At 41.9% G+C, this 23,484-nt stretch carries 25 protein-coding genes; 5 read left to right on the forward strand and 20 right to left on the reverse strand.

All coding sequences use genetic code 11. The features are described from left to right. Positions 1 to 346: hypothetical protein (locus N477_RS26355; RefSeq protein ID WP_196760661.1), on the forward strand; the 346-nt coding region annotated here is incomplete at its 5' end. A 200-nt stretch (positions 347 to 546) separates the two neighbouring features. Here N477_RS26355 and N477_RS18885 read toward each other — a convergent pair. The 3 genes from N477_RS18885 to N477_RS18895 all read right to left on the reverse strand — a co-directional run bounded on the left by N477_RS18885 (position 547) and on the right by N477_RS18895 (position 2,458). Next, positions 547 to 912, reverse strand: coding sequence for a hypothetical protein (locus tag N477_RS18885; protein WP_063363230.1), 366 nt, complete (start codon positions 910 to 912; stop codon positions 547 to 549). Between the two features lie 82 nt (positions 913 to 994). Then, the gene (locus N477_RS18890; protein ID WP_063363231.1) at positions 995 to 1,357 is read right to left on the reverse strand and encodes a nuclear transport factor 2 family protein; all 363 of its coding nucleotides are present in this window, start codon (positions 1,355 to 1,357) and stop codon (positions 995 to 997) included. A gap of 60 nt (positions 1,358 to 1,417) precedes the next feature. Then, positions 1,418 to 2,458, reverse strand: coding sequence for an MBL fold metallo-hydrolase (locus N477_RS18895; protein WP_063363248.1), 1,041 nt, complete (start codon positions 2,456 to 2,458; stop codon positions 1,418 to 1,420). Positions 2,459 to 2,650: 192 nt separating this feature from the next. Between N477_RS18895 and N477_RS18900 the strand changes: the two genes are divergently transcribed. Together N477_RS18900 and N477_RS18905 are read left to right on the forward strand one after the other, a co-directional pair. Then, entirely contained in the window at positions 2,651 to 3,256 is a 606-nt protein-coding gene (locus N477_RS18900) for a TetR/AcrR family transcriptional regulator (RefSeq protein ID WP_063363232.1), read from the forward strand. Further along, positions 3,257 to 3,943 (forward strand): tRNA (adenine(22)-N(1))-methyltransferase, encoded by a 687-nt coding sequence (locus N477_RS18905; RefSeq protein ID WP_063363233.1) that lies wholly within the window; start codon positions 3,257 to 3,259, stop codon positions 3,941 to 3,943. Between the two features lie 79 nt (positions 3,944 to 4,022). On the opposite strand, the gene N477_RS18910 is transcribed toward N477_RS18905, so the two are convergent. The 7 genes from N477_RS18910 to N477_RS18940 form a co-directional block, all read right to left on the reverse strand. Further along, the gene (locus tag N477_RS18910; protein ID WP_063363234.1) at positions 4,023 to 4,526 is read right to left on the reverse strand and encodes a GNAT family N-acetyltransferase; all 504 of its coding nucleotides are present in this window, start codon (positions 4,524 to 4,526) and stop codon (positions 4,023 to 4,025) included. A gap of 19 nt (positions 4,527 to 4,545) precedes the next feature. Beyond that, positions 4,546 to 5,178, reverse strand: a complete 633-nt coding sequence (locus N477_RS18915) for a LysE family translocator (protein ID WP_063363235.1) — start codon at positions 5,176 to 5,178, stop codon at positions 4,546 to 4,548. Between the two features lie 108 nt (positions 5,179 to 5,286). After that, positions 5,287 to 6,636: a cell envelope integrity protein CreD gene (gene creD / locus N477_RS18920; RefSeq protein WP_063363236.1), complete on the reverse strand. Its 1,350-nt coding sequence runs from the start codon at positions 6,634 to 6,636 to the stop codon at positions 5,287 to 5,289. A gap of 71 nt (positions 6,637 to 6,707) precedes the next feature. Then, the gene (creC, locus tag N477_RS18925) at positions 6,708 to 8,153 is read right to left on the reverse strand and encodes a two-component system sensor histidine kinase CreC (protein ID WP_196760662.1); all 1,446 of its coding nucleotides are present in this window, start codon (positions 8,151 to 8,153) and stop codon (positions 6,708 to 6,710) included. Further along, positions 8,150 to 8,824 (reverse strand): response regulator, encoded by a 675-nt coding sequence (locus N477_RS18930; protein ID WP_063363238.1) that lies wholly within the window; start codon positions 8,822 to 8,824, stop codon positions 8,150 to 8,152. The genes creC and N477_RS18930 overlap by 4 nt, the downstream gene beginning before the upstream one ends. Before the next feature lie 122 nt (positions 8,825 to 8,946). After that, positions 8,947 to 9,420 carry a macro domain-containing protein gene (locus tag N477_RS18935; protein ID WP_196760663.1) on the reverse strand — a complete coding sequence of 158 codons (474 nt, stop codon included), beginning with the start codon at positions 9,418 to 9,420 and terminating at the stop codon, positions 8,947 to 8,949. After that, a complete protein-coding gene (locus N477_RS18940) occupies positions 9,417 to 10,040 on the reverse strand; it encodes a LysE family translocator (protein WP_063363239.1) in 624 nt (207 codons plus the stop codon). The genes N477_RS18935 and N477_RS18940 overlap by 4 nt, the downstream gene beginning before the upstream one ends. 252 nt (positions 10,041 to 10,292) lie before the next feature. On the opposite strand from N477_RS18940, the gene N477_RS18945 reads away from it, so the two are divergent. After that, positions 10,293 to 12,083, forward strand: a complete 1,791-nt coding sequence (locus N477_RS18945; RefSeq protein ID WP_063363240.1) for a GGDEF domain-containing response regulator — start codon at positions 10,293 to 10,295, stop codon at positions 12,081 to 12,083. A 41-nt stretch (positions 12,084 to 12,124) separates the two neighbouring features. Here the strand turns inward: N477_RS18945 and N477_RS18950 are convergent, their stop codons facing one another. The 7 genes from N477_RS18950 to N477_RS18980 form a co-directional block, all read right to left on the reverse strand. Then, on the reverse strand, positions 12,125 to 12,460 hold the full coding sequence (locus tag N477_RS18950; protein WP_063363241.1) for a zinc ribbon domain-containing protein YjdM: 336 nt from the start codon (positions 12,458 to 12,460) through the stop codon (positions 12,125 to 12,127). 157 nt (positions 12,461 to 12,617) lie between these two features. Continuing rightward, entirely contained in the window at positions 12,618 to 13,691 is a 1,074-nt protein-coding gene (locus tag N477_RS18955; protein WP_155731958.1) for a lipocalin-like domain-containing protein, read from the reverse strand. A gap of 8 nt (positions 13,692 to 13,699) precedes the next feature. Then, on the reverse strand, positions 13,700 to 16,048 hold the full coding sequence (locus tag N477_RS18960) for an ABC transporter permease (RefSeq protein ID WP_231098137.1): 2,349 nt from the start codon (positions 16,046 to 16,048) through the stop codon (positions 13,700 to 13,702). Positions 16,049 to 16,106: 58 nt separating this feature from the next. Continuing rightward, entirely contained in the window at positions 16,107 to 16,763 is a 657-nt protein-coding gene (locus N477_RS18965) for an ABC transporter ATP-binding protein (RefSeq protein WP_063363243.1), read from the reverse strand. 123 nt (positions 16,764 to 16,886) lie between these two features. After that, positions 16,887 to 17,345 carry a response regulator gene (locus N477_RS18970; RefSeq protein ID WP_063363244.1) on the reverse strand — a complete coding sequence of 153 codons (459 nt, stop codon included), beginning with the start codon at positions 17,343 to 17,345 and terminating at the stop codon, positions 16,887 to 16,889. Beyond that, positions 17,346 to 18,854 carry a PAS domain S-box protein gene (locus N477_RS18975; protein ID WP_231098138.1) on the reverse strand — a complete coding sequence of 503 codons (1,509 nt, stop codon included), beginning with the start codon at positions 18,852 to 18,854 and terminating at the stop codon, positions 17,346 to 17,348. Between the two features lie 98 nt (positions 18,855 to 18,952). Further along, complete coding sequence (locus N477_RS18980; RefSeq protein WP_231098139.1) at positions 18,953 to 19,726, reverse strand: substrate-binding periplasmic protein; 774 nt, start codon at positions 19,724 to 19,726, stop codon at positions 18,953 to 18,955. 164 nt (positions 19,727 to 19,890) lie between these two features. On the opposite strand from N477_RS18980, the gene N477_RS18985 reads away from it, so the two are divergent. Next, positions 19,891 to 20,631: a spermidine synthase gene (locus tag N477_RS18985; protein ID WP_063363245.1), complete on the forward strand. Its 741-nt coding sequence runs from the start codon at positions 19,891 to 19,893 to the stop codon at positions 20,629 to 20,631. Between the two features lie 14 nt (positions 20,632 to 20,645). Here N477_RS18985 and N477_RS18990 read toward each other — a convergent pair whose 3' ends face one another. From N477_RS18990 to N477_RS19000, 3 genes are all read right to left on the reverse strand, one after another. Then, positions 20,646 to 21,152 (reverse strand): hypothetical protein, encoded by a 507-nt coding sequence (locus tag N477_RS18990; protein ID WP_063363246.1) that lies wholly within the window; start codon positions 21,150 to 21,152, stop codon positions 20,646 to 20,648. Positions 21,153 to 21,460: 308 nt separating this feature from the next. Continuing rightward, on the reverse strand, positions 21,461 to 22,210 hold the full coding sequence (locus N477_RS18995; protein ID WP_063363253.1) for an SDR family NAD(P)-dependent oxidoreductase: 750 nt from the start codon (positions 22,208 to 22,210) through the stop codon (positions 21,461 to 21,463). Between the two features lie 261 nt (positions 22,211 to 22,471). Continuing rightward, entirely contained in the window at positions 22,472 to 23,200 is a 729-nt protein-coding gene (locus N477_RS19000) for an Ig-like domain-containing protein (protein ID WP_063363247.1), read from the reverse strand. Positions 23,201 to 23,484 lie beyond the last annotated feature (284 nt).

Genomic DNA, 23,484 nt, shown 5'->3' on the forward strand with positions numbered 1-23,484 from the left:
TTTTCATGCTCTTGCCCTGATTACTAACTTATTTAGTAATCAAGCCAACAAAGACGTCTCTAATGTGTTAAAAATTTCCGATGCGCTCACTATTTATCACACCAAATCAGGCAATAACTTAGCTAATTTGCACTCTTTAAAAACACTGACTGAACTTCACCCCGAGCTGCTCAATAGCGTACCATTGGACAAATGGGGATCGCCATTTGAATACCGCCATTTAACACACTCTCCACTGACGTTTATGATTTATAGCTCAGGGTCAATCAAGCAAAATAATACCTTCACTTTCTACTTATTTCGTGAAGAAAATAATCAGTTCATCATGGCCAAAGTTGAAAGTTAATACATAATAATGAATATATTCACATGCTTTTAAATCGCTAAAAGTGACGTCTATATTCAAAACAGATGCATGTGGTGATGGCTTGCCCGCCCTTTTGCAAGATAAGCCTGAAAATAAACAATATGGTAGGAGCTATTTGGTGAAACGCGATTTTGACTTGTCGACGGCTAAGAAAATCACATAGCCAATTGTACTCAAAATTACTTCACTTGCGGCAACAAGGGAGTAATATTATCGCCATAGTACGAAAACACGACTTTTAAATGCTTGTCTAGGCTCATAAGCTCTGCACGGCAGATGTGTTTAAACTTTAAATTTGCAGAGCCCCTGCTTGAATTTAAAACAAGATTGCGTCTAAACCACATACGTAACTGTGTTGTGAGCAGCAGGTCGTGACCACTTAAGCACACCGCAATAAACTTGCGTCCAGCATCAATATACTCTGTGAGATTATCAATATTGGCAGGGCTATGCTTGAGTATCATTGCCTTTACGGCAAATTCAGCACTGGCAGACTGATATGCTTTATCAAATGCATCTTTAGCAATTACCTGATGAAAGTCCATAACCCAACATAACTTAGCTTTTGATACTGATAATAATAATCAATATCAAAAACTCTGTAAACGTCACAGACTATTTAAACCATTAACCCATAAACGTCACTTTGCAAATAAGGTCATTTTGGACTTCATAAGCGGCGATCACCTTAATACTGTTGTCCACCTCTTTACTTGGTAATGCCGAAGACTCAGCCAACTCATGATCAATCAAGAAGTGCTCATGGACAATGCGCTTTAATGAAATTGCGTGCAAATAGCTTAGGCTAGCGAATTTTTTACCATAGCGTTCAATCAAGGCGTCTTTGCCTTTGAACACCAAGGTTTGTGATTGGTAAATTTCTACATCATCGCTATACGTCGCTGCAAAGGCGTCAATGTCTTGATTGTTATAGGCTTCAAGTTGACGGTCAACGATGGCAATGGTGGCTTGTTCTATTTCTGTATGCATAAAGAAGGTCCAAATTATTATTAACTTGGACCGGTATACTATACAAACAAATGTCGAGTGTTAACCGTTAGACATGAAAGATTTCCACCAAAAGGCATTATTATGCGCCTCTCCAGCAGTAAGTACTTCACCAACAATAGGTGTGTTGATTGTCACTTGATGCTGTTGAGCGGCTTTAGACACACGTTCTAACGGTTCATACCAAGCATGAAAAGCCAAATCGAACGTACCATTATGAATAGGCAGCATGATCTCTGCATTCAAATCAATATGTGCTTGCACGCTTTGTTCGGGCGTCATATGGATATCAGCCCAATCTTTATCATAAGCACCGGTTTCGATAAAAGTATAATTAAATGGTCCGTAGCGTCGACCTATGTCTTTAAAGCCATCGAAATACCCAGAATCACCGCTAAAATAAAGACTTTGCTCGCCCGCTTTTATTACCCACGAACCCCACAACGTTTTATTCCCATCGCCCAGTCCCCTGCCAGAAAAATGCTGTGTCGGCACAAAGGCGACCAAACTCTCACTGTCAACATGTTCCTGCCACCAGTCAAATACTTTAATCTTGGCTTTATCTACTCCCCACTGAGCGAGATCCCCTTCCACGCCAAGTGGAACAAAAATTTCCTGCGTTTTATCCATCAAAGCCAATACGCTGTCTTTGTCTAAATGATCGTAGTGATTATGAGAAATTAAAATGCGCTCAATTGGCGGTAAGTCTTCAAGAGAGATAGGCGTTTCTTGAAAGCGTTCAGGCCCTGCAAAACTAAACGGCGATGCGCGCTTAGAGAACACCGGATCTAACAACCAATATTTACCATACACTTTAAGCAAAATAGATGAGTGACCTAATTTGATCATATGTATTTGTGTGTCCGACAGCTGTGCCAACATAGATGGCGTCTGTTGCACCATGGGTAATGGCTTGCTCGGCACAGGCGATACCTTTGATTCCGTCATAAAGCGCCAAAAAATGCCCAGCGTTTTACTTAAACTTGGCGGTTGGGTTTCGCTGGTGTTGTGAAACTTCCCCTCTTTAAATTGAGTTGAGCGATAACCCGTTTCATTCACTTGCGCGTCTAAGTTTGACACCATAGAACATCCTCCAACCGTTAATCCAAATAATACTGCTGCTACAAAAGACACTTTATATTTAGCTTTCATACGCCACCATCAAAAGTAAACTACACGGTGCAGTTTTTCATAGGAATCAATAAAAGTAAACTACACAGTGCAAGTTTTTTTGATTTCAGCTACACTAGCCCCATCAAAGTGAGGAGTTAATTGATGAAGCTATCAGAGAAAAAACGCTTGCAGATCATTCATGCAGCAGAACATTTATTTGCTGAACAGGGTGCGCAACAAACCAGCATGGATTTGGTTGCCCAAACCGCAGAAGTATCTAAACGCACTGTATATAACCACTTTGATAGCAAAGAAGCGCTACTTTATGCCGTGATTGAAAACATGCTCAGCCAAGTAACCCAAGACCAAGAGCTTGTTTATACGAATGACAAACCTATGCGCGATCAGCTTATCGACATCGCAAAATCAGAAGCAGACATGTTGACCTCTGCTCCCTTTTTGCGCATCGCGCGGGTGGCATTTTTAGAGCTGTTGCAAAATCCAGATATGGCTGCACACTTGAATAACACCAAAGTGGGCTGTATGCGCTATTTCGAAACCTTTATTGACCACGCAATCACCGCAAAGCAACTGGAAGTAGATGATATTACTTTCGCAGCCAAGCAATTTGTCTTTCAGTTAAAGTCCTTTATTTTTTACCCTCGCTTGTATGGTTTTGAGCTTGATGCTCACATCACCCAAGACAAGGTCGTTGAAGAAACAGTCGATATGTTTTTAGCCCGCTATCAAGTGAAAAGTGAGCGATAAATGAAGTTAGGTAAACGACTTGCAGAAATTAGTCAGCTTGTAGACAACCAGTACGCCCATATTTGGGATTGCTGTTGTGATCATGGCCGACTGGGCGCCAATCTACTTGATAAAAACCTTGATGCCACCGTGCATTTTGTTGATATTGTCCCCCATTTAATGGAAGCCTTAGACGCTAAGCTGGCACAGTTTTACGCTCACATGCAGACCCAATGGCAAACCCACTGTATGGATGTTGCAAAACTCCCGCTTGAGGGAAAACCAGGGAAGCATCTTGTCATTATTGCCGGTGTTGGCGGTGACCTATGTGGTCGATTTATCAAACAAATACTCGCCAATAATCCAAGTTCTGACATCGAGTTTTTACTCTGCCCTGTGCATCATCTTTATACCTTGAGACAAGCGCTTAATCACCTTAATTTGAATCTGATTGATGAGACATTAATTAGTGAAAATAAGCGCTATTACGAAATACTGAAAGTCACTAATGACCTTTCAGCTACAATACGCTCAATCTCGCCTGTAGGTGAAGCGATTTGGCAATATAGTGATGCGCAATCATCTGTCAATACAAAAGCATATTTGAACAAAACCATCGCCCACTACCAACGTATTAATCGCGGTGACAATGACGTGTCAGATATTATTGCAGCGTATGAAGGTGTGAAGGTCACGCCCAAAAACTAGTGCAGAGCTTGCTGCACTGGCGAAATGGCCGATGGTTTTATTGCAACCACCGGCCCTTCTCAAAAATGGAATATTCTTATTATTTTTTAATCGTAAAAATATCGCGATGTAAACCATCGGGAAAACATTGTCTGTCCGTTTTCACGCCTCCTAAACGCTCAACCAGTGCCCGAGCGGCTGTATTGTCATCATTCATGTAGGTTTGAACCTGTGTAAACTCCAATACATCATAAGCATACTTAATCGCCGCTTTAGACGCTTCAAAGGCATAGCCTTTACCTCGCCCCGCTGGCAGTAACCACCAAGTGAGCTCCGTTGGCCAATTGTATCCGCGCCAAAAACCACACGTGCCAATATAGTGGCCAGTTTCTTTCTCTTGTACAGCCCACACCCCAAAACCATATAAAGCCCAACACCCCAGATCGGCTTTAAGTCTAGCGAGCACTTTTGCTGGCTCAATCGGCCCGCCGTACATTTTTGATGCACTACCATCGGTATAAAACTGCAAATAGGCATCTAGGCACGCTTCATTTGGCGCAACTAGCCTGAGCCGTTCAGTGTCCAAGGTTTCAATTGTTGTCATTGCATATCCCGTTGTGATGTTATTTTGACAGCGCTAACCTTGCTGCCAGCGCCAAAAACAGCGCACCTAAAATGCCATCAAAATGTTGGCTGATCTTAATTTTTCTAGCAAATACCTTTGCTACCTTACTGAAAATAAATGAAAAAACAAAGTTAACCAGCAATACAATCGTACATAGCAACACACCTAAAGTGATGATCTGCATACTCATTGGCTGCGCATCATTGGTAAATTGCACTAAGAACACGCTAAAAAATAAGATGGCTTTTGGGTTCATCAAATTGTTTAAAAACCCTTTTAAAACCAGATTACTAGACGATATACTCGGGACTTGCGCCGAGTTTTCAAGCTGTTGATTATTCGCCCACCATGTGCGCAGCATAGTCACACCGAGCCATGCCAAATACAGCGCACCCAGCATTTTTATAATCATGATCAAAGGAGGGAACTGCTGCATTAACTGACCCAGCCCCAAAGCGACAGCAAGGGTTTGTACAATGCCTGCGACAAAAATACCCATGGATATTCTGACTCCTGCTAATACACCTTGCCCAGACGAGTAAGCAGAAATAAGGACCAGATCGGGCCCTGGTGACACCGCGAGTATTAAACAGGTCATCACAAAAAGTGGCAAAATCGAAAGTTCTAGCATAAATACAATCTCCATCGTTATTACTGCAAAAAACCGACAAGTTTGCCACACGTACTCCCTTTAAATAAATACGTCTTAATGATTGATTTTTATATTTTATATGTAGAGTTAAGTCTTAGAACCCTGCGCATGATCGATTTCACATGTAGTCTTACTGACCGATTGCTGAGCCGAACCATACCAGTTCACTTTGCGAGTTAAAATCATCACCAAAGACAAGACTATAAAGCACATTAAGCTGCCCATAAGGAGTGCATAGTCCTCTGCCCCTAACATGCCATACAGTAAGCTGTATAACATCGCCAAGCCAAGGCTAAAGTACACGCCTAATTTGGCATTGTTTAATACTCCAGCTACATACCAGCCAAGCAAACCTGTTGCACTCAATGTAGAGATTACATACGCAAAGCCAAAACCTAGATGTTCACTGAGTGAAATCAGTAACAAGTAAAAAATGGCCAAGGTGAACCCCACAAAGCCGTATTGCACAGGGTGGATAGGCTCTGAGCGCACCAATTCGAGTAAAAAGAAGCTTGCCATTACAAGTAAAATAACCAAAAGTGCATAATTAATAGCGCGATGACTTTTTAAATAGTGATCAACTGGGTCAACAAGGGCAACGCCCATAGTACGGTTCATAAGCTCTGTACATTCATTGCGCATCACGCAACTGGTAAATATACTTTGCATGTTGGTAGAAAAATAACTAGCTTGCCAACGCGCAGTAAAAGCTTCGTCACTGATGTCTGAACTCAGTGGTAAATACTCTCCTTCAAAACTAGGGTGAGGCCAGTTTGCTGACATGCTTACGTGTGTTTCACTGCCAAGCGGCGATACAGCAAGGCGCATCATGCCTTGCAAATGTAAATCAGCAGAGAAAGCCAATGTTTCTTGTGATAACGCAGAGACAGAGATTGGCGCATGAATTCCCTCTTTTATGCTGGTCAACAAGGTGCCTGGTAACATGTCTACTTCTTTGTTCGCTACTTTAAGCACTGAATCAAGGCCTATACCGCGAATATCTTGAATACCAAACACTAAGTTTACTGACAGTACCTTGTCTGCCTCAAGCTCATTGAGATGCGCCACTGAAAACTCACCGGAGATGGTATTAATAGAGCGGTATAAAGTGGCTTTATAAATGCTACGATACTTCTCAAACGTATCTAGCTTTGCATGAACTTTCAGAGTATCAGGCAGAACAAACGCTTTGTTCTTAATCGTTTTGGTTTCCTGATTACGTGTTACTTCCCGCTCGTATTCTATGTATAAAAATGGACCAATCAGACGTTGCTCGTCACTGCTGCTTTTGGCAATTTCTTGTTGAACTTGTTGCTGTATTGAACTTCGTTCATCAATTAAATCGGCAATGAACATGATGGGGATCATCAGAAAAATTATCACCCCAATCAGCGTGACAAATTTAATTCCGATTTTTTCTTTATTTTGATTATTCATAATTAACTCCTCAGGTTTACCAACACTGTATCAATCACGTTTGGTTTCTCTGTGGAGTTAATATGGAGTCTTTATGGAGATTTAATCGCGAGAGTGACTTCAACGCCCTCTGGCTGATTACAAACATTTAGATAGCCAAAATGCAATTTGGCCACTTGCTCAACAAAATTTAGCCCAAGCCCCGTGCTTTTATTGCCATTGGCTCTTGGCAGTGAATAAAACCGCTCTGTTAAACGAGGTAATGCATAGTCGGGTATTTGTTCACCTTGGTTAAAAATCACAAAGCAGCAATGCTTGTCTCGCTGCTCAATGCGCACGCTGAGTTCACCGCCCTCGACAATAAAATCTAGCGCATTATCAAACAGGTTCAATAATGCTTGACGCAGTAAAAACTCATCGCCCACAAGGGCAACATTTTGACTGTCATCAAATTGATATTGCACTGATTTTTGTTCTAATTTAATACTCAATATATCTGCAACATAATTGACTAAATCACGACTTTGAATATCACTGGTTTGCTCAAGTTCCGGTTGCTTTTCAAGCTTTGCCAACACCAATAATTTATCAATTAAAGATTGCATACGCGCAGACTCGCGCTCAATGTTGCTTGCAAATCTTTGTCGCTTGTCCTCTTCAAGCGGCATTTGGAGTAATTCACTGGCGCCCTTAATCCCAGAGAGCGGGCTCTTGAGCTCGTGAGTTAATGTTTCAACATACGTGGCGACATAATCTTTGCCATCTAGCTGGTTGCGCATGTCCGAGAGCGCATCACTGAGCTGGGCATATTCGTAAAATACTCTAAATGTCGGCTTGCTTGCCTTTTCGCCCTGTCCCATTTTATAAGCGTAGACAGACAGTTTTTTCAGTGCTGAGTTGATCCGCCAAGCCACTACAGCGCCAACCAGCAACACCATCACACTCATTATGCCCAACCAATTAAAAACCCGTTGTTTAGACAAGTCTATAAAAGGCTGAACAGAGCGATTTGCCTTAGCAACCGTCAGGCTACCAATGGTTTTTCCTTGGTGGATAACCGGGGCAGCCACATGCATCACTGTTGAGCGTGGATCGTTGGGATCAGAGACGGTTGAACGCGCGCCGTATTCACCTCGCAAAGTCAGGTACACATCATTCCACCTTGAAAAGTCGCTACCAATATCTTGTTGCCATGAATCTGCAACGACTATCCCATTACTGTCAGTAACATAAATACGATGGGTCATCGACTTTTTATCAACCCCCCAAATCGCCGCATCAACACTACGATTGCCAAACTGCTGGAGTAAATCGGCTATTTTACTGTTTTGCAGTGCGTCATTTGCCAAATCATCCGCAACCAGTACCGCGAGCAAATTCGCCATATCTACCAAGGTTTCTTCTGTGGTCTGCCTAACTGTTGGCTTAATTTCTTTGATAAGTGTCGAGCTAACAAAGTAAGTCGTCATGATCACTATAACGAAATAGAGCACAAATAATCTGATCCCAAGCGGGATTTTAGGCCATCGCTGCATCATGACCCCGAGTATTCGAAGTAATACCCAAACCCACGTTTGGTTTTAAGGTATTCGCTCATATCAACTGCTTTAAGCTTGTTGCGAATGGCTTTGATATGAGAGTCTACATTACGCTCATAAGCCTCTTCTGCTGGCATCTGGGCAAAATCCATCAATTGTTGACGGCTCAATATACGCGGTGACGACTGCACCAATGCATCCAACACTCTAAACTCCAGCGCAGTTAGACCAAGTCCAACACCATCTTTATAAAAATCGAAGTTTTCAGATACTAAGCCGCTGGATAATTTCTTTTCCGCTGCAGGCAATGATGTTTGACGAGGCTTAAGTCTGAGCTTTACTCGAGCGAGCATCTCTCTTGGACTAAATGGCTTAGTGACATAATCATCGGCCCCAATCTCTAACCCTACAACCCGGTCAATTTCGTCAGCACGGGCCGTTAAGAATATAATGGGCAGTGCCGAAAACTCACGGATCTGTTTACATAACTCAAAGCCATTACCATCTGGTAAGCCTACATCTAGAATTAATAAGTCAGACTGGTTAGTTTGTAGGTGAGCAAGGCCCGCCCCCGCAGTATTGAACCAGACGACATTAAAACCATCCATTTCAAGTACATGTGTTAATGTATCCGCAATAGCAGGCTCATCTTCTATGATGACAATATTCAAAAGGCCTCCACTGTAACAGGCTATCAATATGCTTAGAGTTTAAAGCGCACAGTATAGGTGAGAGTAAAATGATAAACTACAAAAAACATATTAAAAACCAGATGTTATACCTGTAACCCAAATCAAATTGCGGAAAATTTCACCAACTTCACTGCAACGGAACTATCTAACTGCTCTAGTGTATTCATAATGCATTGATACGACCATCGTGTAGAGCGATTACCAGATCCGGCGCCAATCAAAGGCATCGCAATGTGCTTGTAGCCTTGTTGCTCTGCAAGTGCGATTGCATTTTTCACAGATTGTGTGACTGAGTACTGCGTCGCAAACCAACATAAATTAATGCCTGCAACGTGAATAATACCTTTGTAATCCAAACAACCCGCAGAGGTCAGCCTGGCTTCACCGAGAGGGATAGCGCCAAATTTTGCAACCTCTTTGAAAGGCACAGTCCCCGCTTTTCGCTTAATCGCCCCAGATACGCCTTGCGGAAGCAATAACCACCAAGGAATGATATTGCGATTCCAACTATTTACAATCGCATCCACTTTTTGCTCCAACAAATCGCCATGTACCACGCTGACATCAATACTCATAATAGCTGCTGCTCCACTTGCGTAACTATTTCCCCGATCACAGGCATAACCGATAACACCAACAATCCGGCCATGGCATAATTAAATACTTGTCTTGCCCTACTTTGGGTAAGCACACGCTTTAGTGCTGTACCACATAACAGCCAACTGCCAACACAGGGAAATGCAGCCACCAAAAAGACCACTGCAATGGTGATATTTTGCACCAGATACCCTTCTCCCACGGTTGTAAAAGCGGCAATGGCGCCTGTTGCAACGACCCACGCCTTAGCGTTGACCCATTGAAACAAAGCGCCATTGATAAATGTCATTGGCCTTTGTGCTTTGTGTTCCATTTCACCAGCTGCGGTGCGGGCTATTAGCCATGCCAAATACAACAAATAAAGCACACCAACACACTTGATAATGAAATGTAGACTCGGGAAGAACGTAAAGATTTGACCGAATCCAAGCCCTACTACCATCAGCATGACGCTAAAGCCCACACAAATACCGGCTAGCAGAGGCAAAGTCTTTTTAACACCAAAATTTACCCCACTGGTCATCACCATAATATTATTTGGTCCTGGTGTAATTGAGGTAGAAATGGCGAATAATGCCACTGCGATGATGTATTCCATCTTCTTTAATTCCCTTGGTTAATGCCAACTTTGCCTATTTTCCTAATATTCATACACATTAGTTCAAGGTTTGTATATAAAAAAGACAACCTTGAGCGAAGAGTGTCCCCAAAAATCATTTTTAGGAATTTTTTATTCCAAACATTTTGCGCAGCCCTACAATTCTGCAAGCCTTGGACTAGAGTTAAGTGTGAGTATAGTAATTAATACTGATTTGTATTTGGTTAAGGACTGAACAGGGAAAAGATATTTATGACTTATACTAAGCTACTTGTCGTCGATGATGACGCCATTGACAGAAAAACCGTCATTAAGACGCTCTCTGGCGAGCAACAGCATTACGATATCGTAGAGGCAACTAGCCTAGTAGAAGCCTATCAATTAATCCAAGACATGCAGTTTGATGTCATTTTGCTCGATTTTAATATGCCTTTGGTCAATGGTGTTGAAGCCATCATTGAACTGCGCGGTGACAACCACCTCAAACATACCGCCATTGTGATGATCAGTAATCTTTATGATCAACAGCTTGTACTGGATTGTATCAATGCCGGAGCGCAAGACTTTTTACTCAAACATGAGATCACCAGCTCACAACTTGCGCGCTCTATCTTGCAAGCAAGAAAACGTCATGAGCTTGAGCAGCAACTCCATGATAGCTATCAACATATTAAAGATTTAGCCGAAAAAGATACCCTCACAGGACTGCACAATCGCTTTCACTTTGAAGAGATGCTCAATCGCCTGCTAGTGTCCCGTACAAGAAGAAATGAAGAAATCGTCGCGGTGATGATGCTGGACTTAGATAAGTTTAAACACATTAATGACCATTTTGGCCATGATGCTGGCGACCGACTGCTGATAGCCGTTGCGGGCAGAATTAAAGAGATCCTGCGAGAGAATGAGTTGTTGGCACGTTTAGGTGGTGACGAATTTGCTTTTGCCTGTGGTGAGCTCACCAGTATTTCACAAGCCAAAGTCATTGCTAAACGAATTTTAAGTACGTTTGAAATCCCTTTTGAACTAGATGGGCATGCCATCCATTGCACTGCAAGCATTGGCATCGCTTTGGCCCCTATTAATGCCGAACACGCGCAAGATTTAATTAAACTTGCTGATATCGCCATGTATCGTGCTAAACGTCAAAATGGCGAGCATATAGAAATTTTTCAAGATAATGTACAAGAGACGTTTTTACTCAAATACAGGGTAGAATCTGAGCTCAGGCAAGCTGCATTTAATCAAGACTTTCAACTCAACTATCAACCCATCATCAACAGTAAAACAGAAAAAATTGAGATCATAGAAGCTTTGATCCGTTGGCCTTTTGCACATACGACGCAACTGCCAAATGAATTTATTCCTATCGCTGAAGAAACAGACCTGATCCAATCAATCGGTAAATGGGTACTGGAATCAGCCCTTGGGCAATTTGCGGACATGCTAAAAGCAGGCCGCTATGACTTTAAGCTGGCGATAAACGTCTCTGCAAATCAACTTGCTACTGGCGGCTTTTCCTATATGGTGATTGACGCACTGAGTCAATTGAATATTCCAGCAAATAAATTGGTCCTAGAGCTGACAGAGTCGGCCTTATTACAAGATTGCTCCATCATTAATGAAACTTTAACCACACTGTCCGAGCATGGGGTGAATCTAGCGCTGGACGATTTTGGCACGGGCTTTTCATCACTTCCCCATTTACTGAAATCCCCCATCAAAATGGTTAAAATTGACCGCTCAATCATTCAAAGCATCTCACACCCTGACTCAACCAACCATGATATGCTCAAAGGGCTGGCTTACATGCTCTCTAAACTTGATTTTAAAATGGTTGCCGAAGGCGTAGAAACCGCACCACAAACCTCGGCCTGTAACGAGCTGAATATCCATTATTTGCAAGGGTATTTGTTTTATCAGCCCATGACGGAGCAAAAAGTAAAGCAGTTACTTGAAGATGAGCAAAGAAACTCAGGGCATCTATCTGTGGTAAACAGTGAATTACCACTTAAGCAGCCAAGTGATAAAAATAACAACTTATAAACTGTGTAAAGAGCGCAAAACTGCGCTCTTTAATAATGTATTTAGGCTTTTTTCACAAACTTTGCGGTAACCATCATTTCGCCTACACCGTCTACTTTGCAATCAAGCTCGTGGTCTTTTTTATCTAGAACACGTCTTACCAAAGCTTTGGTACCAATCTTAATCACTTGTGAGCTACCTTTAATTTTAAGGTCTTTTACTACAGTGACTTTGTCACCATCTACAAGCAAGGTGCCGTTGGCATCTTTTACTTGCGGTGTATCATCTTCTTCTATCTCAGACGGGTCCCACTCATATGCACACTCAGGACAGATCAATTGACTTTGATCTTGATATACATACTCAGAATTACACTTTGGACATGGAGGGCACGACATATTTTACTGCCTATATAACTTTCTTTGTGGGCATGATAATCCCTAGACGCCGACATCGCGAGGAAAAATCCCCGCAATATGCAATTTTTAGGCTAAAACACGCATTTTGATGATATTGGTCAAACTAAAAGGTGAGCTGAATTGCTGCACATATTCATTAATACCCGACCAGCTCACTATACCCTGTACCACTGTAACCACCTGAGCTCGTTACGCGACCTTCCCAATAAGGTATGCTGAGTTTATTTCTCGAATCTGCATTTACTGCTTTTATTTCAATAGGTTCAAAACCATCTACAGAGAGTTGCCATGCAATTGGGTAAGTCACGCCTTCCAACTCTATGCGCTTGGTTGCTACCAGCTCAACTTGCTCGTTGCCAAATGCACGCGTCTTGCCATCAGGGTCAATAGAGGTTGCACCACAGTATTCATACCCTTTACCAGCATGAATACAAAATGCCATCAAGCCACCATCTTCAGGGTCCTCGCCCTGCAAGCTAAACCAATCCCACCCAGTTTGATTCGGGTTAATAAAGGCTGCGGACCACTCTCTATCTAGCCAAGCTCGACCCGACACCTTATGCACTCTTTGGTCAAAAACGAGCTCGCCACTCACCTCTAAAAATGGATAGCTGTAATACATGGACGCATGGCCATCTTGCGTTTTTTGGCTAAAACCGTGTTCGCCATGCAGTACTCTGGGGCTATTATCCATTTTAAGCGCAACACGGTAACCATCTTGGCTGGCATTTAAATTCAACGGCAAAAAGGCGTCCTCAGTACTTTGCATCGACCAATTTTTCAGCCTTGCCTCAAAAGGCGATGCTTGGATAATCACATCTGAAGCTCGACCTGATTTTTCAAAAGCGACATGTTGTGTGTCGGTTTGCACTGCAAAATGCGCAAAATAAAATTGCCCATCCCACCAAGGCCCTGTTGGGTCAGCAGACAGTTCAGGTCGGCTTACGCGAAATAAGGTCCATTGCACTCCAAACTCTTGGCCGCTGTCACTTTTGAGGTTTGCAGTGACGTACCACCACTCGATCCCCTGAGCAGGATGTGCGCCATGATCTTCTGGAAAAGTTAATACAGTGCCTGCACTCACAGGGTCGCCACTTTGCATCGAAAATGGATGGGTTGATGCGGGCTTTTGAGCAGGTTCGCTACACCCTTGCAATAAGCTGGTGATACAAAGCCACACGCATAATTGAACTATCGTTTGTATTTTCATTTGCTTCTCTACAACTGGGCCACACTGTCTGCAATATTTCGCTTTAATAGCCGCAACATTGGCAATGTTCCTACTACCATGGCAAGTACCAGCACCACTAAACTAAAAGCCAATATCCCCCACCAATCAAGGACCATGGCCATACTCCAACCAAATGCCAGTGGCATCACGTATGTCAACAACACCCACCCTAAAAGAATACCCAATGGGATCGCCAAGGCGATAGTGACAAGCAATATAATTAAGGTTTGGCCTAGTTTGGCTGCCAATAACTGCGCTCGCGTTACACCTAAAGTCTGTAATGTCGCCATTTGCTGAAGCTGCTGCCTACCCAGTGTTAAAAAGCTCACCCATACGCCAAATAATGCAATTAACATGATGAACAGGTTTAGGGCGTGAGTCACACTAAAAGTATTCTCAAACAGCTGTTTTGCATACTGTTTAAATACTTTATTTATGCTTATTTGGGTGCTTTCTATGGGCAGTTTTTCTACCAAGTACTTGGTCATATCGTTGATATCTACATCAGGCGCTAAGGTCAAAGAAAAGCCAAACGCTTGATAACTAAAGTCACTGCTTTCAATCACACCGGTTGTGGTAAGTAGTGTTGCCTCTTGCTCTCCGTAATCGTAAAAAACTCCCGTAATTTGGCAACTAAACCGCTTATTTCCCTGCTGAACTTGCACCACCTGAGCGACATCTAAACCATATATTCGCCACCCAGGTTCATTCACTAAGCACTGGTCGATAGCGCCAGTTTTACTGGACAAGTGGTCACTTGTGACTGCTTTCCCGCCCAGTAATTTCACCTGCTGGTGCAAGTGTTCATCGCGTCCAAAACTAAGCAGTTTTATGGGTACTGCATCTTGTTCACGAATAACCTCACTACGGGCTTGCCAATAAACCCCGACGCGTTCAATTTCTGTCATTTGCTCAAGAGTATAATGCATGCTGCTCGACACGACTGCAGGGCGCACATAAAGGTCGGCACTGAGACGATTTTCTAAATGGCCATCCAATGTCTGGCTAAAGCTTTTCACCATCACCAACATACCGATGGCTGCGCCCATGGCCATTAATGTCGCGAGCACGGCGCTCAACAGCGATTTAATCTGACCCTGACTATCTGCTTTGAGCCATAAAACCAGTGCAGAGTTCGTTGGCCACTGACAAGAAAATACCTGAGAGATAATGCCTGGCGTGATACAAAAGAAAATCAGCAATATCACCGCGCAAAGTAGTAAGGCCACCAGCTTACTTTGCGCCAGCAAGGCAAGTAATACTGCGCCAATGCAAAGCGCAGCTAAGCACAACCAAAAAACCGACTTATGCTTTATCACCTCAGACAAACGATTCGATAAGAAAAAGATCGACAAAACAAGCGTATTAAGCACAAACCCTAATACCACCATGGCCCAGTCCAACTCAACGGTCACGCTTCTGTCCAATTGATAAAAACTGCGCAGCACTTGAGTCACATCGACCACCAGAATATTGGCGAGCGTCACGCCAAGCAACGCCCCCAAATAAGCACATAATAGTCCTAAAGTGCCAAGTTCGATGAACATGGCTTGCTTTAGTTTAATTGGCTGGCAACCTAATAAATATAACTGTTTGAGTTGGGCAGCCCGAGAGGCAAAGGCCAATTTAATGGCATTAAAGCTTAAAAATGCCCCGACTATATACCCGAGTAGCGCCAAGGCCTGTAAGTTAAAGAAAAACGGCCCTGAGAGTGTATCGAACGCTTGAGCATCCGCCCGCTCAACTCGGGCTTGCCCTTTTAATAATTCAGTCAAAACAAGCTCAGCAGCATCACCTAAATCAAATACTTCTAGATAGCTCACCTCACCTTGCGCATTGAGCAATTTATCTGCCAAACTGATGTCCATCAGCGCTTGAAAGCCCAAACCTTCAATAGGTGAAACAGCATAACTCACGTCATTTAATTTGAGCGTGTTGCTATCCAGCCGTGCGATTAACTTTGGGTCCAAATAAATCGTGTCAAATAGTGGGCTTGCTTGGCTACCTACCTCATTATAATTAGCCTTTTTTTTGCCCGCCCCTGATTGCGAAATCCAGTGTAATAAATTCACCCCTTTAATATTGAGCCATTTGCCATTTTCAAGCTGTACTCGGCCTTCAAGCACCACTTCAAATTGGGTCTCGGTTTGCCGTGATAACTGCTGCCTAACAGTAACAGGTAAGCGCTCGGTGCCAAGGTTAGGTTTGATAAAGTGGGTCACTGGCACTGCCAATAATGCGCTGCTATTTGAATAACGTTTTGAGGCCTCTAAGTTAAGACCAAAAATAGCACTGATCAAAGCGGTGCCTAGACTAAAGCCAAGCACAAATAGCATCAGCAGACCTTTATGTCTCAAATAAAACTGGCAAAAAGCAAAAAAGATTAACTTAAACTCAGTCATATAACTGTCCGCTTTTTAGCCTTATTTGTCTTTCAAATTGCACAGCCAATCTTTCGCTATGTGTGACCATAATTAAGTTAATATCGTGCTCTTTACATAAGGCTTGAAGCAGTTCGAGTACCTCTTGGCTTCGTTCACTATCAAGATTACCAGTCGGTTCATCAGCTAAAATAACCTTTGGCTGATTGATTATGGCTCTGGCTATACCTACGCGCTGTTGCTCCCCGCCACTGAGCTCACTGGGAAAAGCCGACAACTTATGTACAATGCCAAGCCGATTTGCAAGCGCCGTTAGCACAGATTCTGTCACTTGAATGCCATTGAGACGCGCTTGAAAAGTGATGTTATCAGCGATATTAAGTGCTTCTAATAATTGATAATGCTGGAATATGACACCGATTTGGCGTCGATAGCGCGCCAATTGGTTTTCATCAAATTCGGAAATGACGGTACCATTGACATTAATTTCACCACTGTCTGGTACCAATAGTCCTGCGAGTAAATTTAGTAACGTGGTTTTACCTGAACCACTGTCCCCCACTAATGCGACCTGCTGTGCATCGTGGATAGTCACAGACACGTTATCAATAATGCGCCTTTGAGCCTCGCCATCGGCTCTGGAAAATACGACATCTTTTAATTGGATCATATCAGCCTCTAGATAATAACGTACTCATTATGCTTCCAAAGGCATGCTTGATCTAGTCAGACTCACTGTTTAGTTTGTAACATGATATAGATAACTTTTTGAAAAAGCTCACGATTACGACTGCTAATCATATCCATCGATAGTGGGCAATAATGCAACTTTAAACCAGTAGTCTTTGAGGACTTTAAACGCATTTGCTAAATCATCAAATTCAACGGGTTTTTGAATGTAAGACGCCGCGCCCAAGGCATAACAAGATTCAATATCCTGAGGATCACTCGACGTTGTTAATACCACAATTGGGATTGAGCACATTTTGGGGTCAGCTTTGAGATCTCTCAAAAGCTGCCTACCATCCAAGCCCGGCATATTTAAATCAACCAATGCCAATACCGGTCGTTTTAAATGCTCATGTGAGCTGTACTTTCCACTTTTATATAAATAATCTTTTGCATCTTGACCCGATTGACACCATTGAATTGGATTCATAAAGTGGCTTTTTCGCAAACTTCTCAGTATCGCTTCAAAATCATCAGGGTTATCATCAACCAGTAAAATCAGGCCTAAATCTTTATCCATCATTCAGTCTCCTAGCTTTAAGGTAAAGTTAAAACAACTGCCTTGGCCAAGTTCCGATTCGACCCAAATATGTCCACTGTGCCTTTCAATAATCTTTTTAACAAACGTCAGGCCTACGCCTGTGCCACGAACTACATCATCTTCTTCGTTAAGCCGTTTAAAAATTCTAAAAATATCTTCAAAAAAACAGGCATCTATCCCAATCCCATTGTCTTTAACATAAAAAACTTGCGGCTCTAGCACCTGAGTATGCGGATTCATACTCGCTTTAACACCAATTTCTATTTTTTTACGTGCAGACTGGTTATATTTAACCGCGTTAGAAATGAGATTACGAAATAACTCAGATACGCGTGGCTTGTCGCAGGTAATATTTGGTAGTGGTGCGGGGATCACTAAATCGACGCTTTGTGTTGTTTCCTCAGGTAAAGTCAATTCAGCGACATTGTCTATCAATGCATTTAAATCCACTTCTTCAACCGCTAAATCTTGGCGCCCCAGTCGAGAGTAATACAGCAAACTGTCCACCAACTTTTCCATTCGCGTGCACAAAAAGCGAATTCTTGAAATTCTCCTCAACCCTTCACTTTCTAACGTACCCGCATGATCTTCTTCTAAAAAAAGCGCATTGTTCGCAAGCCCTCTTAGGGGCTCTTTTAAATCGTGAGAAGCAATATAAGCAAATTGATCAAGCTCTGAGTTACTGATCTGGAGTTTTCTAATGTAAGAATCGATGGCTGATTCTGCTGCTTTTCGCTCAGATATGTCTCGTACTGTCCCCACAAACATGGTTTTACCTTGAACAGTCATCTCATTGACACCAAGCTCCAACGGAAATAAATGACCACTTTTACGCCGCCCGGTTATTTCTCGCCCAATACCAATAATTTTTTTATCTCCAGTGGCATGATAATTATCTAAATAGGAGTCATGTTCAGATTGATAAGGTTCTGGCATGAGCATTTTGACGTTTCGCCCAATCACATCTCTGGCACTGTAACCAAAAATATTTTCAGCTGCGCTATTAAAGCCATGTATCACGCCTTTCATATCTATGGTGATGAGGCCATCTAAAACCGTATCCATAATGGTTTCTATGTGTTCTACATAGGACTTTATCGACATGTCTGCCTGCTTGCGCTCTGAAATATCTCGCACAGTGCAAAGCACAATATCATTGCAAGGCAATACACTAAGAGACAGCTCCAAGGGAAACTCAGTGGCGTCTTTTTTGAGGGCAATCAGCTCTATGCCAGTGCGGCATGGCTTTCTATATAAAACCGCAATTTTTTCGTCCGTGATATTATGTAAATATTTAAAATACTTTTCCTGCTCAGATTGAAGAATAAGAAAAGTGATGCCCTTTCCTAATACTTCTTCTTTACTGTAGCCAAATATGTGTGTCGCAGCAGCATTAAAGCTTAGAATTTCTCCCTGCCTGTTGGTCATAAAAATTCCATCTATGACCCCATCCATTACAGTGTCTAACTGTAACTCACCTAATTTTGTCACGCTTTAAACGTTTCCTGACGTTGAGCTTGTTAATAAAGTGTAGTCAACTAAGTGCTCACGCGCTGATTATTCTTTAATTATCAGTCCCTAGGATGAGACTAGTCTAGCAACCGCCATTTACGAACAATCTCATCATAACGACCCGACGCTTTAATCGCATTCAGAGACGCTTGTAACTTTTCAGCCTGTGATTTAGAAAACTGTAAATTGGCTGCAAGGTGCAGCTCTGAAGGGAAATCATCTAATCTCAGTTTGCTCTCTAACAATGTAGGGTCGAGTCCGAGCTCATCTAACTCTCGTTGCAAAGTTCTGGTGTTTGTTAATATAAAGTCCGTCCGGCCCTTATACAGCATATGCCACATGCTTTTATAGTGCGAGGCCAAGACAAGATCATGCTCTTCAGAAAAGCCCGCTTTTTTAAGGTATTGCTCACTGTAATAACCCCGAATGGTGCTCACTCGATACCGCTTTGCTTGCTCAAGTGAAGACAAAGGTATTTGGTTGCTAGTTAGACCCATTAATGACGCAGAAGTCTGACACATAACCCCTAAAAATTGGTAGTTTTTGGCTCTACTTGGTGTTTTTAGCCAAGCTAACATCACAACATCTGGTTTTGTTTGCAATTCATGATATGCCCTAGCCATTGGCAATATATCAATCTTCGCTTCTAAGCCACTATGTACCTGAAGCTCTCTAGCAATTTCAACCAAAACACCATCCGCTTGCCCTTTTGCATTTAAATAGTGATACGGTGGTAAGTCTTCAGCCACAAACCTGATAGCAGTCGCGTAGGCATATGAGCAGGCCAAACTAAAGATTGAAATATTTAAATAGATAAAAAAGCGAAATAACATTTTTTTTATTCTTGCCATAGACGTGCCGAGTGTGACGGTTTTTGCATAAAAGATCAACACACATATGACTACACTATTACTGCAAATTCACACGCATTATCAAAGGCAATCTATATGATTTATATTACAAAAATAAAATAAAACGCTAAACTAAACTATCTGCTTTTTTTCTTGCTGGTCTTATGAGTAACACTTTAACACCCACAACGCTTTTAGATATTGAAGTCAACAATCAAAAGGTGCAAGTCATCGAAAACGAGACTCTGCGTTGGATTAGCATTGATGGCATTATGCAATCTGCAATGTCTCTATCAGAGCCAAACAGTCTAGTGTTTCCCCATATGTTATTTATGGCTATTCCAACCTATGAACTCTCAGAGACCAACCGGATACTCGAACTCGGGCTGGGTGGTGGTGGTTTGCTGCGCTTTCTCAATGACAAATTCCCTAAAGCACATATAGAAACGGTAGAAAAAAGCCAGCAAATAATAGACCTATACAAGCAGTTTTTTAACCCTAATAACAGTGACAACCCGATACACTGCACAGATGCTTATGAGTTCGTTAAAAAACAAGACCTCACGCCTTTTGACTTAATACAGGTTGATTTATTTGATTCAACAACGCTACTGCCGTTTATTTTCGAACCCGATTTTTACCAAAACATAAAGCGCCTACTTACCAACCAAGGGTGGCTAGCACTTAACACGGTACTCACCGAGCGCGCACAAATAAGTAAGCTGGCAGATGTATTAACCGAGACTTTTCCTGAAACAACCATTTATGGCTTTAAGGCTGCACAATTTGCCAATATTGTTTGGGTCATAGGCGAGACAAACCAAATTCTTAATCCAATTTGGCAGCAGCAAGCATTTTTTACCACCAGTAAAGTCGATGGACTAAAATACTTGCTTGATGACTAACTAGCACAGCCTAATCACAACTGGTGTGCCTGCTTATCTATGACTGCAATTTTATAAGCGGCTTTAAGCATCACGCCAATTGCGACTATGTTCAATACAATGCTGAACCATGCTTCAAACATGAGTAACTCCACCTGAAAGTTACGCATGTAACTTGCTAGCTGGTCAACAATCTCTATCGAAATACCAATCACAATGAGCATAAACCCGTAATACTCAGAGGTTTCATTCAATAGTTTATGCTGCTCTAAACTTGGATCTTGCTTACTGTCCCAAGCTCGTTTTGAAAGGATTTTACGGCCATCCATCACTGCGCCAAAACCAATCAGTAAAATCGTGATCGTCGCTTCGTTATCAATGATATTTTGATAGCCATGTTCATCCATATGGCCAAATAAAAAGCGTAAATCTTCTACGGTAATATTGGTCACTAGCAAACAAATCAAAACTAATGGGAATAATAAAAAGGCTCTATTTAATGCGACAGAGTAGATAAACTGACTGGTTCTCGATTTTGGCATCTTGTGCTCAGCGGTTAGGTTTAAAAGCAATTCAAACGCAGGATCTTAGCCATTTATCAAAGATTGACAAGCCTAACAGAGAAAATTATACATTTGTTTTACCCCAAAACGGTAACAGCAGCTAAGGCGTTAAAATCGACGGTGCTTCAGGTTCTTCTTTTCCTAGCATTTTTCGGATCTCATGAAGCTTACCGGCGTTCTCATTATCTTTATGATAGGCAACAAACATTCCATCCAAAACACAACCTAAAGCCGAAGCTTAATTTGGTAAACATCCATTGATGTGAGAGTGGTTAAAGCGCAAAAACTTAATATGTCTTTGTGCTTTTTTGCTTATTCCCCATCATCAACCTCACAAAGGCGCTAAACGGCAAAATTTGCATCAAGATTGCAATTAATCGCCAGCGTTTTGTAATGTAAACCACTCGCTTTTTTTGCTCAATCGCCGTTAAGATTTGCACAGCGGCTTTCTCCACTGGCGCGAGCCAAAAAATGCCATCACCTTTAGCCATCTGCGTATCAACAAACCCTGGCCGAATATCTGTGACACTGATATCTAGTCCAGCCTTGTAAGCGCGACAATATAATCCTTCTAAGTAATTCGACATATATGCTTTGGATGCATTGTATGATGGGCAAGGTCCGCCGCGCAGCGCCATAATCGAAGAGGTGGCAGCGATATGTCCATGTCCTTGCTTTGTAAAGTAGTGATAGGCTGCATTTGCAATCGCGGTAAACCCTGATACATTCACAGCTATCGTATTTAGCTCACCTTCCAGAGGGAAATCGGGTTCACAGCTCCCAGTTCCTGCATTAATGAGTACTAAATCAACGCCCTGCATGTTTTCTATCAGTTGCTCGAACTTTTCAACTGCATTATGTGGTGTAGAAATATCCATCACACACATATATGTCTTACTCGTTATAGATTGCTGTAACGAAGCCAACATCGCTTCCCGTCGACCAGTAAGCCCTAATATATAGCCTTGTTGTGCCATGTTAATCGCCAATGCTTTACCAATCCCTGATGTCGCACCGATAATAATTGCTTTTTTCACCACGTTAGTTTCTCTTTTTTATTATTTTGGTGGGCTTTGAGCAATTCCTGTAGCAAAGATCAAAGTCATTTTTATAAAACAGATACTAAGCGCCATCAATGCTTTGCGTAGGCATGCACTCAAAACATGTCCTTATTCTCAAACAAATTGACATAACAATCATAAATAAACAAGAAAAAGGCGATAATATGGTAATCAAAAGAGTTAAAGTCAGAGGAAAAAGCACAAGTATTTACCTGTGCTTTTTCAATGATATTCAGTTTATTTTACATTAATAGTTACGGTCGCGGGTGCACTGGTAATATCATATAAGTTATTGCCTTTAATTCGATATCTAAACGAGTCTTGGCCGACAAAACCAGCCTTAGGTGTATACGTGATGGTGTGATCATCGTTAACAGTCACACGACCATTTTCAGCCCAAGCATAGACCTCGACACCAAAATAGTATGGCACGTTTGCATCATTGTCTTTCACATTGATTATAGTAGCCTGATTGGCTGAGGTCTGTGCGTTATCATCGCTTGGATAGTAGTCATAATCAATATTGAATGCTTCATCTAGACTGACGCGGATCACACCCCATTCAGATGTTTCGCCTGCGGGGTTAATAACGCGAAACGGGATAGTTTCTATCTTGTTTGAACCGTCTGTAACCGCCGCATAATATAAGAGCTTGCCTTTAAACTCTATCCAACGTCTATCTATAATATTATATGCAACAGCTTGACCATAAGCGGTACGTACCTGATCGTAAAAGCCAATTTGGTTGTATGACTTATCAGCATTCAATTGGATTCTAAGCTCGTTGCTTGAGTAGTTTGGATCAGTGACATTATCGTTGCCAAATATATTGAACTCTTCTTGTATTTGCAGGCCTGAATTGAACTCATAAGTTGTTTTATTCAGCACTGGCGCAGCTTGTACAAGATTAGAAAGCAGACCTGTGCTCAGCGCAATAGCCAATGCCTTATACGTTGTTTTGCTCATTTTAAAATTTCCTTTTATTTATCTTTCATTGTTATCTACACAATATTCATATTAAAAAGTATCAAACACACCCTCGCAATGAATAAATTCATATGAAAATATATTATTACACACGAAAAATCTATACTTGAATACTCCATATTGCTTATCAAAAAAGACCAATCACATCAAAAATCTGGCTGTTGGTTTTATAATAAATTTGATAAGGTCACTTTAAAGACGATGAAAAGCTGTTTAATTCAAGGAAATTGATAGCATTTAACCCCAGGGCAAGATCATGAACT

The organism is Pseudoalteromonas luteoviolacea H33-S (assembly GCF_001625695.1).
Lineage (GTDB): Bacteria > Pseudomonadota > Gammaproteobacteria > Enterobacterales > Alteromonadaceae > Pseudoalteromonas > Pseudoalteromonas luteoviolacea_B.

Bases quoted from the DNA above. Each gene is read 5' to 3' on its own strand.
- N477_RS18965 (WP_063363243.1), bottom strand. From the start codon at position 16,763: ATGATCCAATTAAAAGATGTCGTATTTTCCAGAGCCGATGGCGAGGCT.
- N477_RS18980 (WP_231098139.1), bottom strand. From the start codon at position 19,726: ATGGCAAGAATAAAAAAAATGTTATTTCGCTTTTTTATCTATTTAAAT.
- N477_RS18935 (WP_196760663.1), bottom strand. From the start codon at position 9,420: ATGAGTATTGATGTCAGCGTGGTACATGGCGATTTGTTGGAGCAAAAA.
- creC (WP_196760662.1), bottom strand. From the start codon at position 8,153: ATGATGCAGCGATGGCCTAAAATCCCGCTTGGGATCAGATTATTTGTG.
- N477_RS18960 (WP_231098137.1), bottom strand. From the start codon at position 16,048: ATGCTATTTGTGCTTGGCTTTAGTCTAGGCACCGCTTTGATCAGTGCT.
- N477_RS18985 (WP_063363245.1), top strand. From the start codon at position 19,891: ATGAGTAACACTTTAACACCCACAACGCTTTTAGATATTGAAGTCAAC.
- N477_RS18950 (WP_063363241.1), bottom strand. From the start codon at position 12,460: ATGTCGTGCCCTCCATGTCCAAAGTGTAATTCTGAGTATGTATATCAA.
- N477_RS18940 (WP_063363239.1), bottom strand. From the start codon at position 10,040: ATGGAATACATCATCGCAGTGGCATTATTCGCCATTTCTACCTCAATT.
- N477_RS18945 (WP_063363240.1), top strand. From the start codon at position 10,293: ATGACTTATACTAAGCTACTTGTCGTCGATGATGACGCCATTGACAGA.
- N477_RS18895 (WP_063363248.1), bottom strand. From the start codon at position 2,458: ATGGTGTCAAACTTAGACGCGCAAGTGAATGAAACGGGTTATCGCTCA.
- N477_RS18955 (WP_155731958.1), bottom strand. From the start codon at position 13,691: ATGAAAATACAAACGATAGTTCAATTATGCGTGTGGCTTTGTATCACC.
- N477_RS19000 (WP_063363247.1), bottom strand. From the start codon at position 23,200: ATGAGCAAAACAACGTATAAGGCATTGGCTATTGCGCTGAGCACAGGT.
- N477_RS18905 (WP_063363233.1), top strand. From the start codon at position 3,257: ATGAAGTTAGGTAAACGACTTGCAGAAATTAGTCAGCTTGTAGACAAC.
- creD (WP_063363236.1), bottom strand. From the start codon at position 6,636: ATGAATAATCAAAATAAAGAAAAAATCGGAATTAAATTTGTCACGCTG.
- N477_RS18990 (WP_063363246.1), bottom strand. From the start codon at position 21,152: ATGCCAAAATCGAGAACCAGTCAGTTTATCTACTCTGTCGCATTAAAT.
- N477_RS18970 (WP_063363244.1), bottom strand. From the start codon at position 17,345: ATGATGGATAAAGATTTAGGCCTGATTTTACTGGTTGATGATAACCCT.
- N477_RS18910 (WP_063363234.1), bottom strand. From the start codon at position 4,526: ATGACAACAATTGAAACCTTGGACACTGAACGGCTCAGGCTAGTTGCG.
- N477_RS18915 (WP_063363235.1), bottom strand. From the start codon at position 5,178: ATGCTAGAACTTTCGATTTTGCCACTTTTTGTGATGACCTGTTTAATA.
- N477_RS18890 (WP_063363231.1), bottom strand. From the start codon at position 1,357: ATGCATACAGAAATAGAACAAGCCACCATTGCCATCGTTGACCGTCAA.
- N477_RS18900 (WP_063363232.1), top strand. From the start codon at position 2,651: ATGAAGCTATCAGAGAAAAAACGCTTGCAGATCATTCATGCAGCAGAA.
- N477_RS18885 (WP_063363230.1), bottom strand. From the start codon at position 912: ATGGACTTTCATCAGGTAATTGCTAAAGATGCATTTGATAAAGCATAT.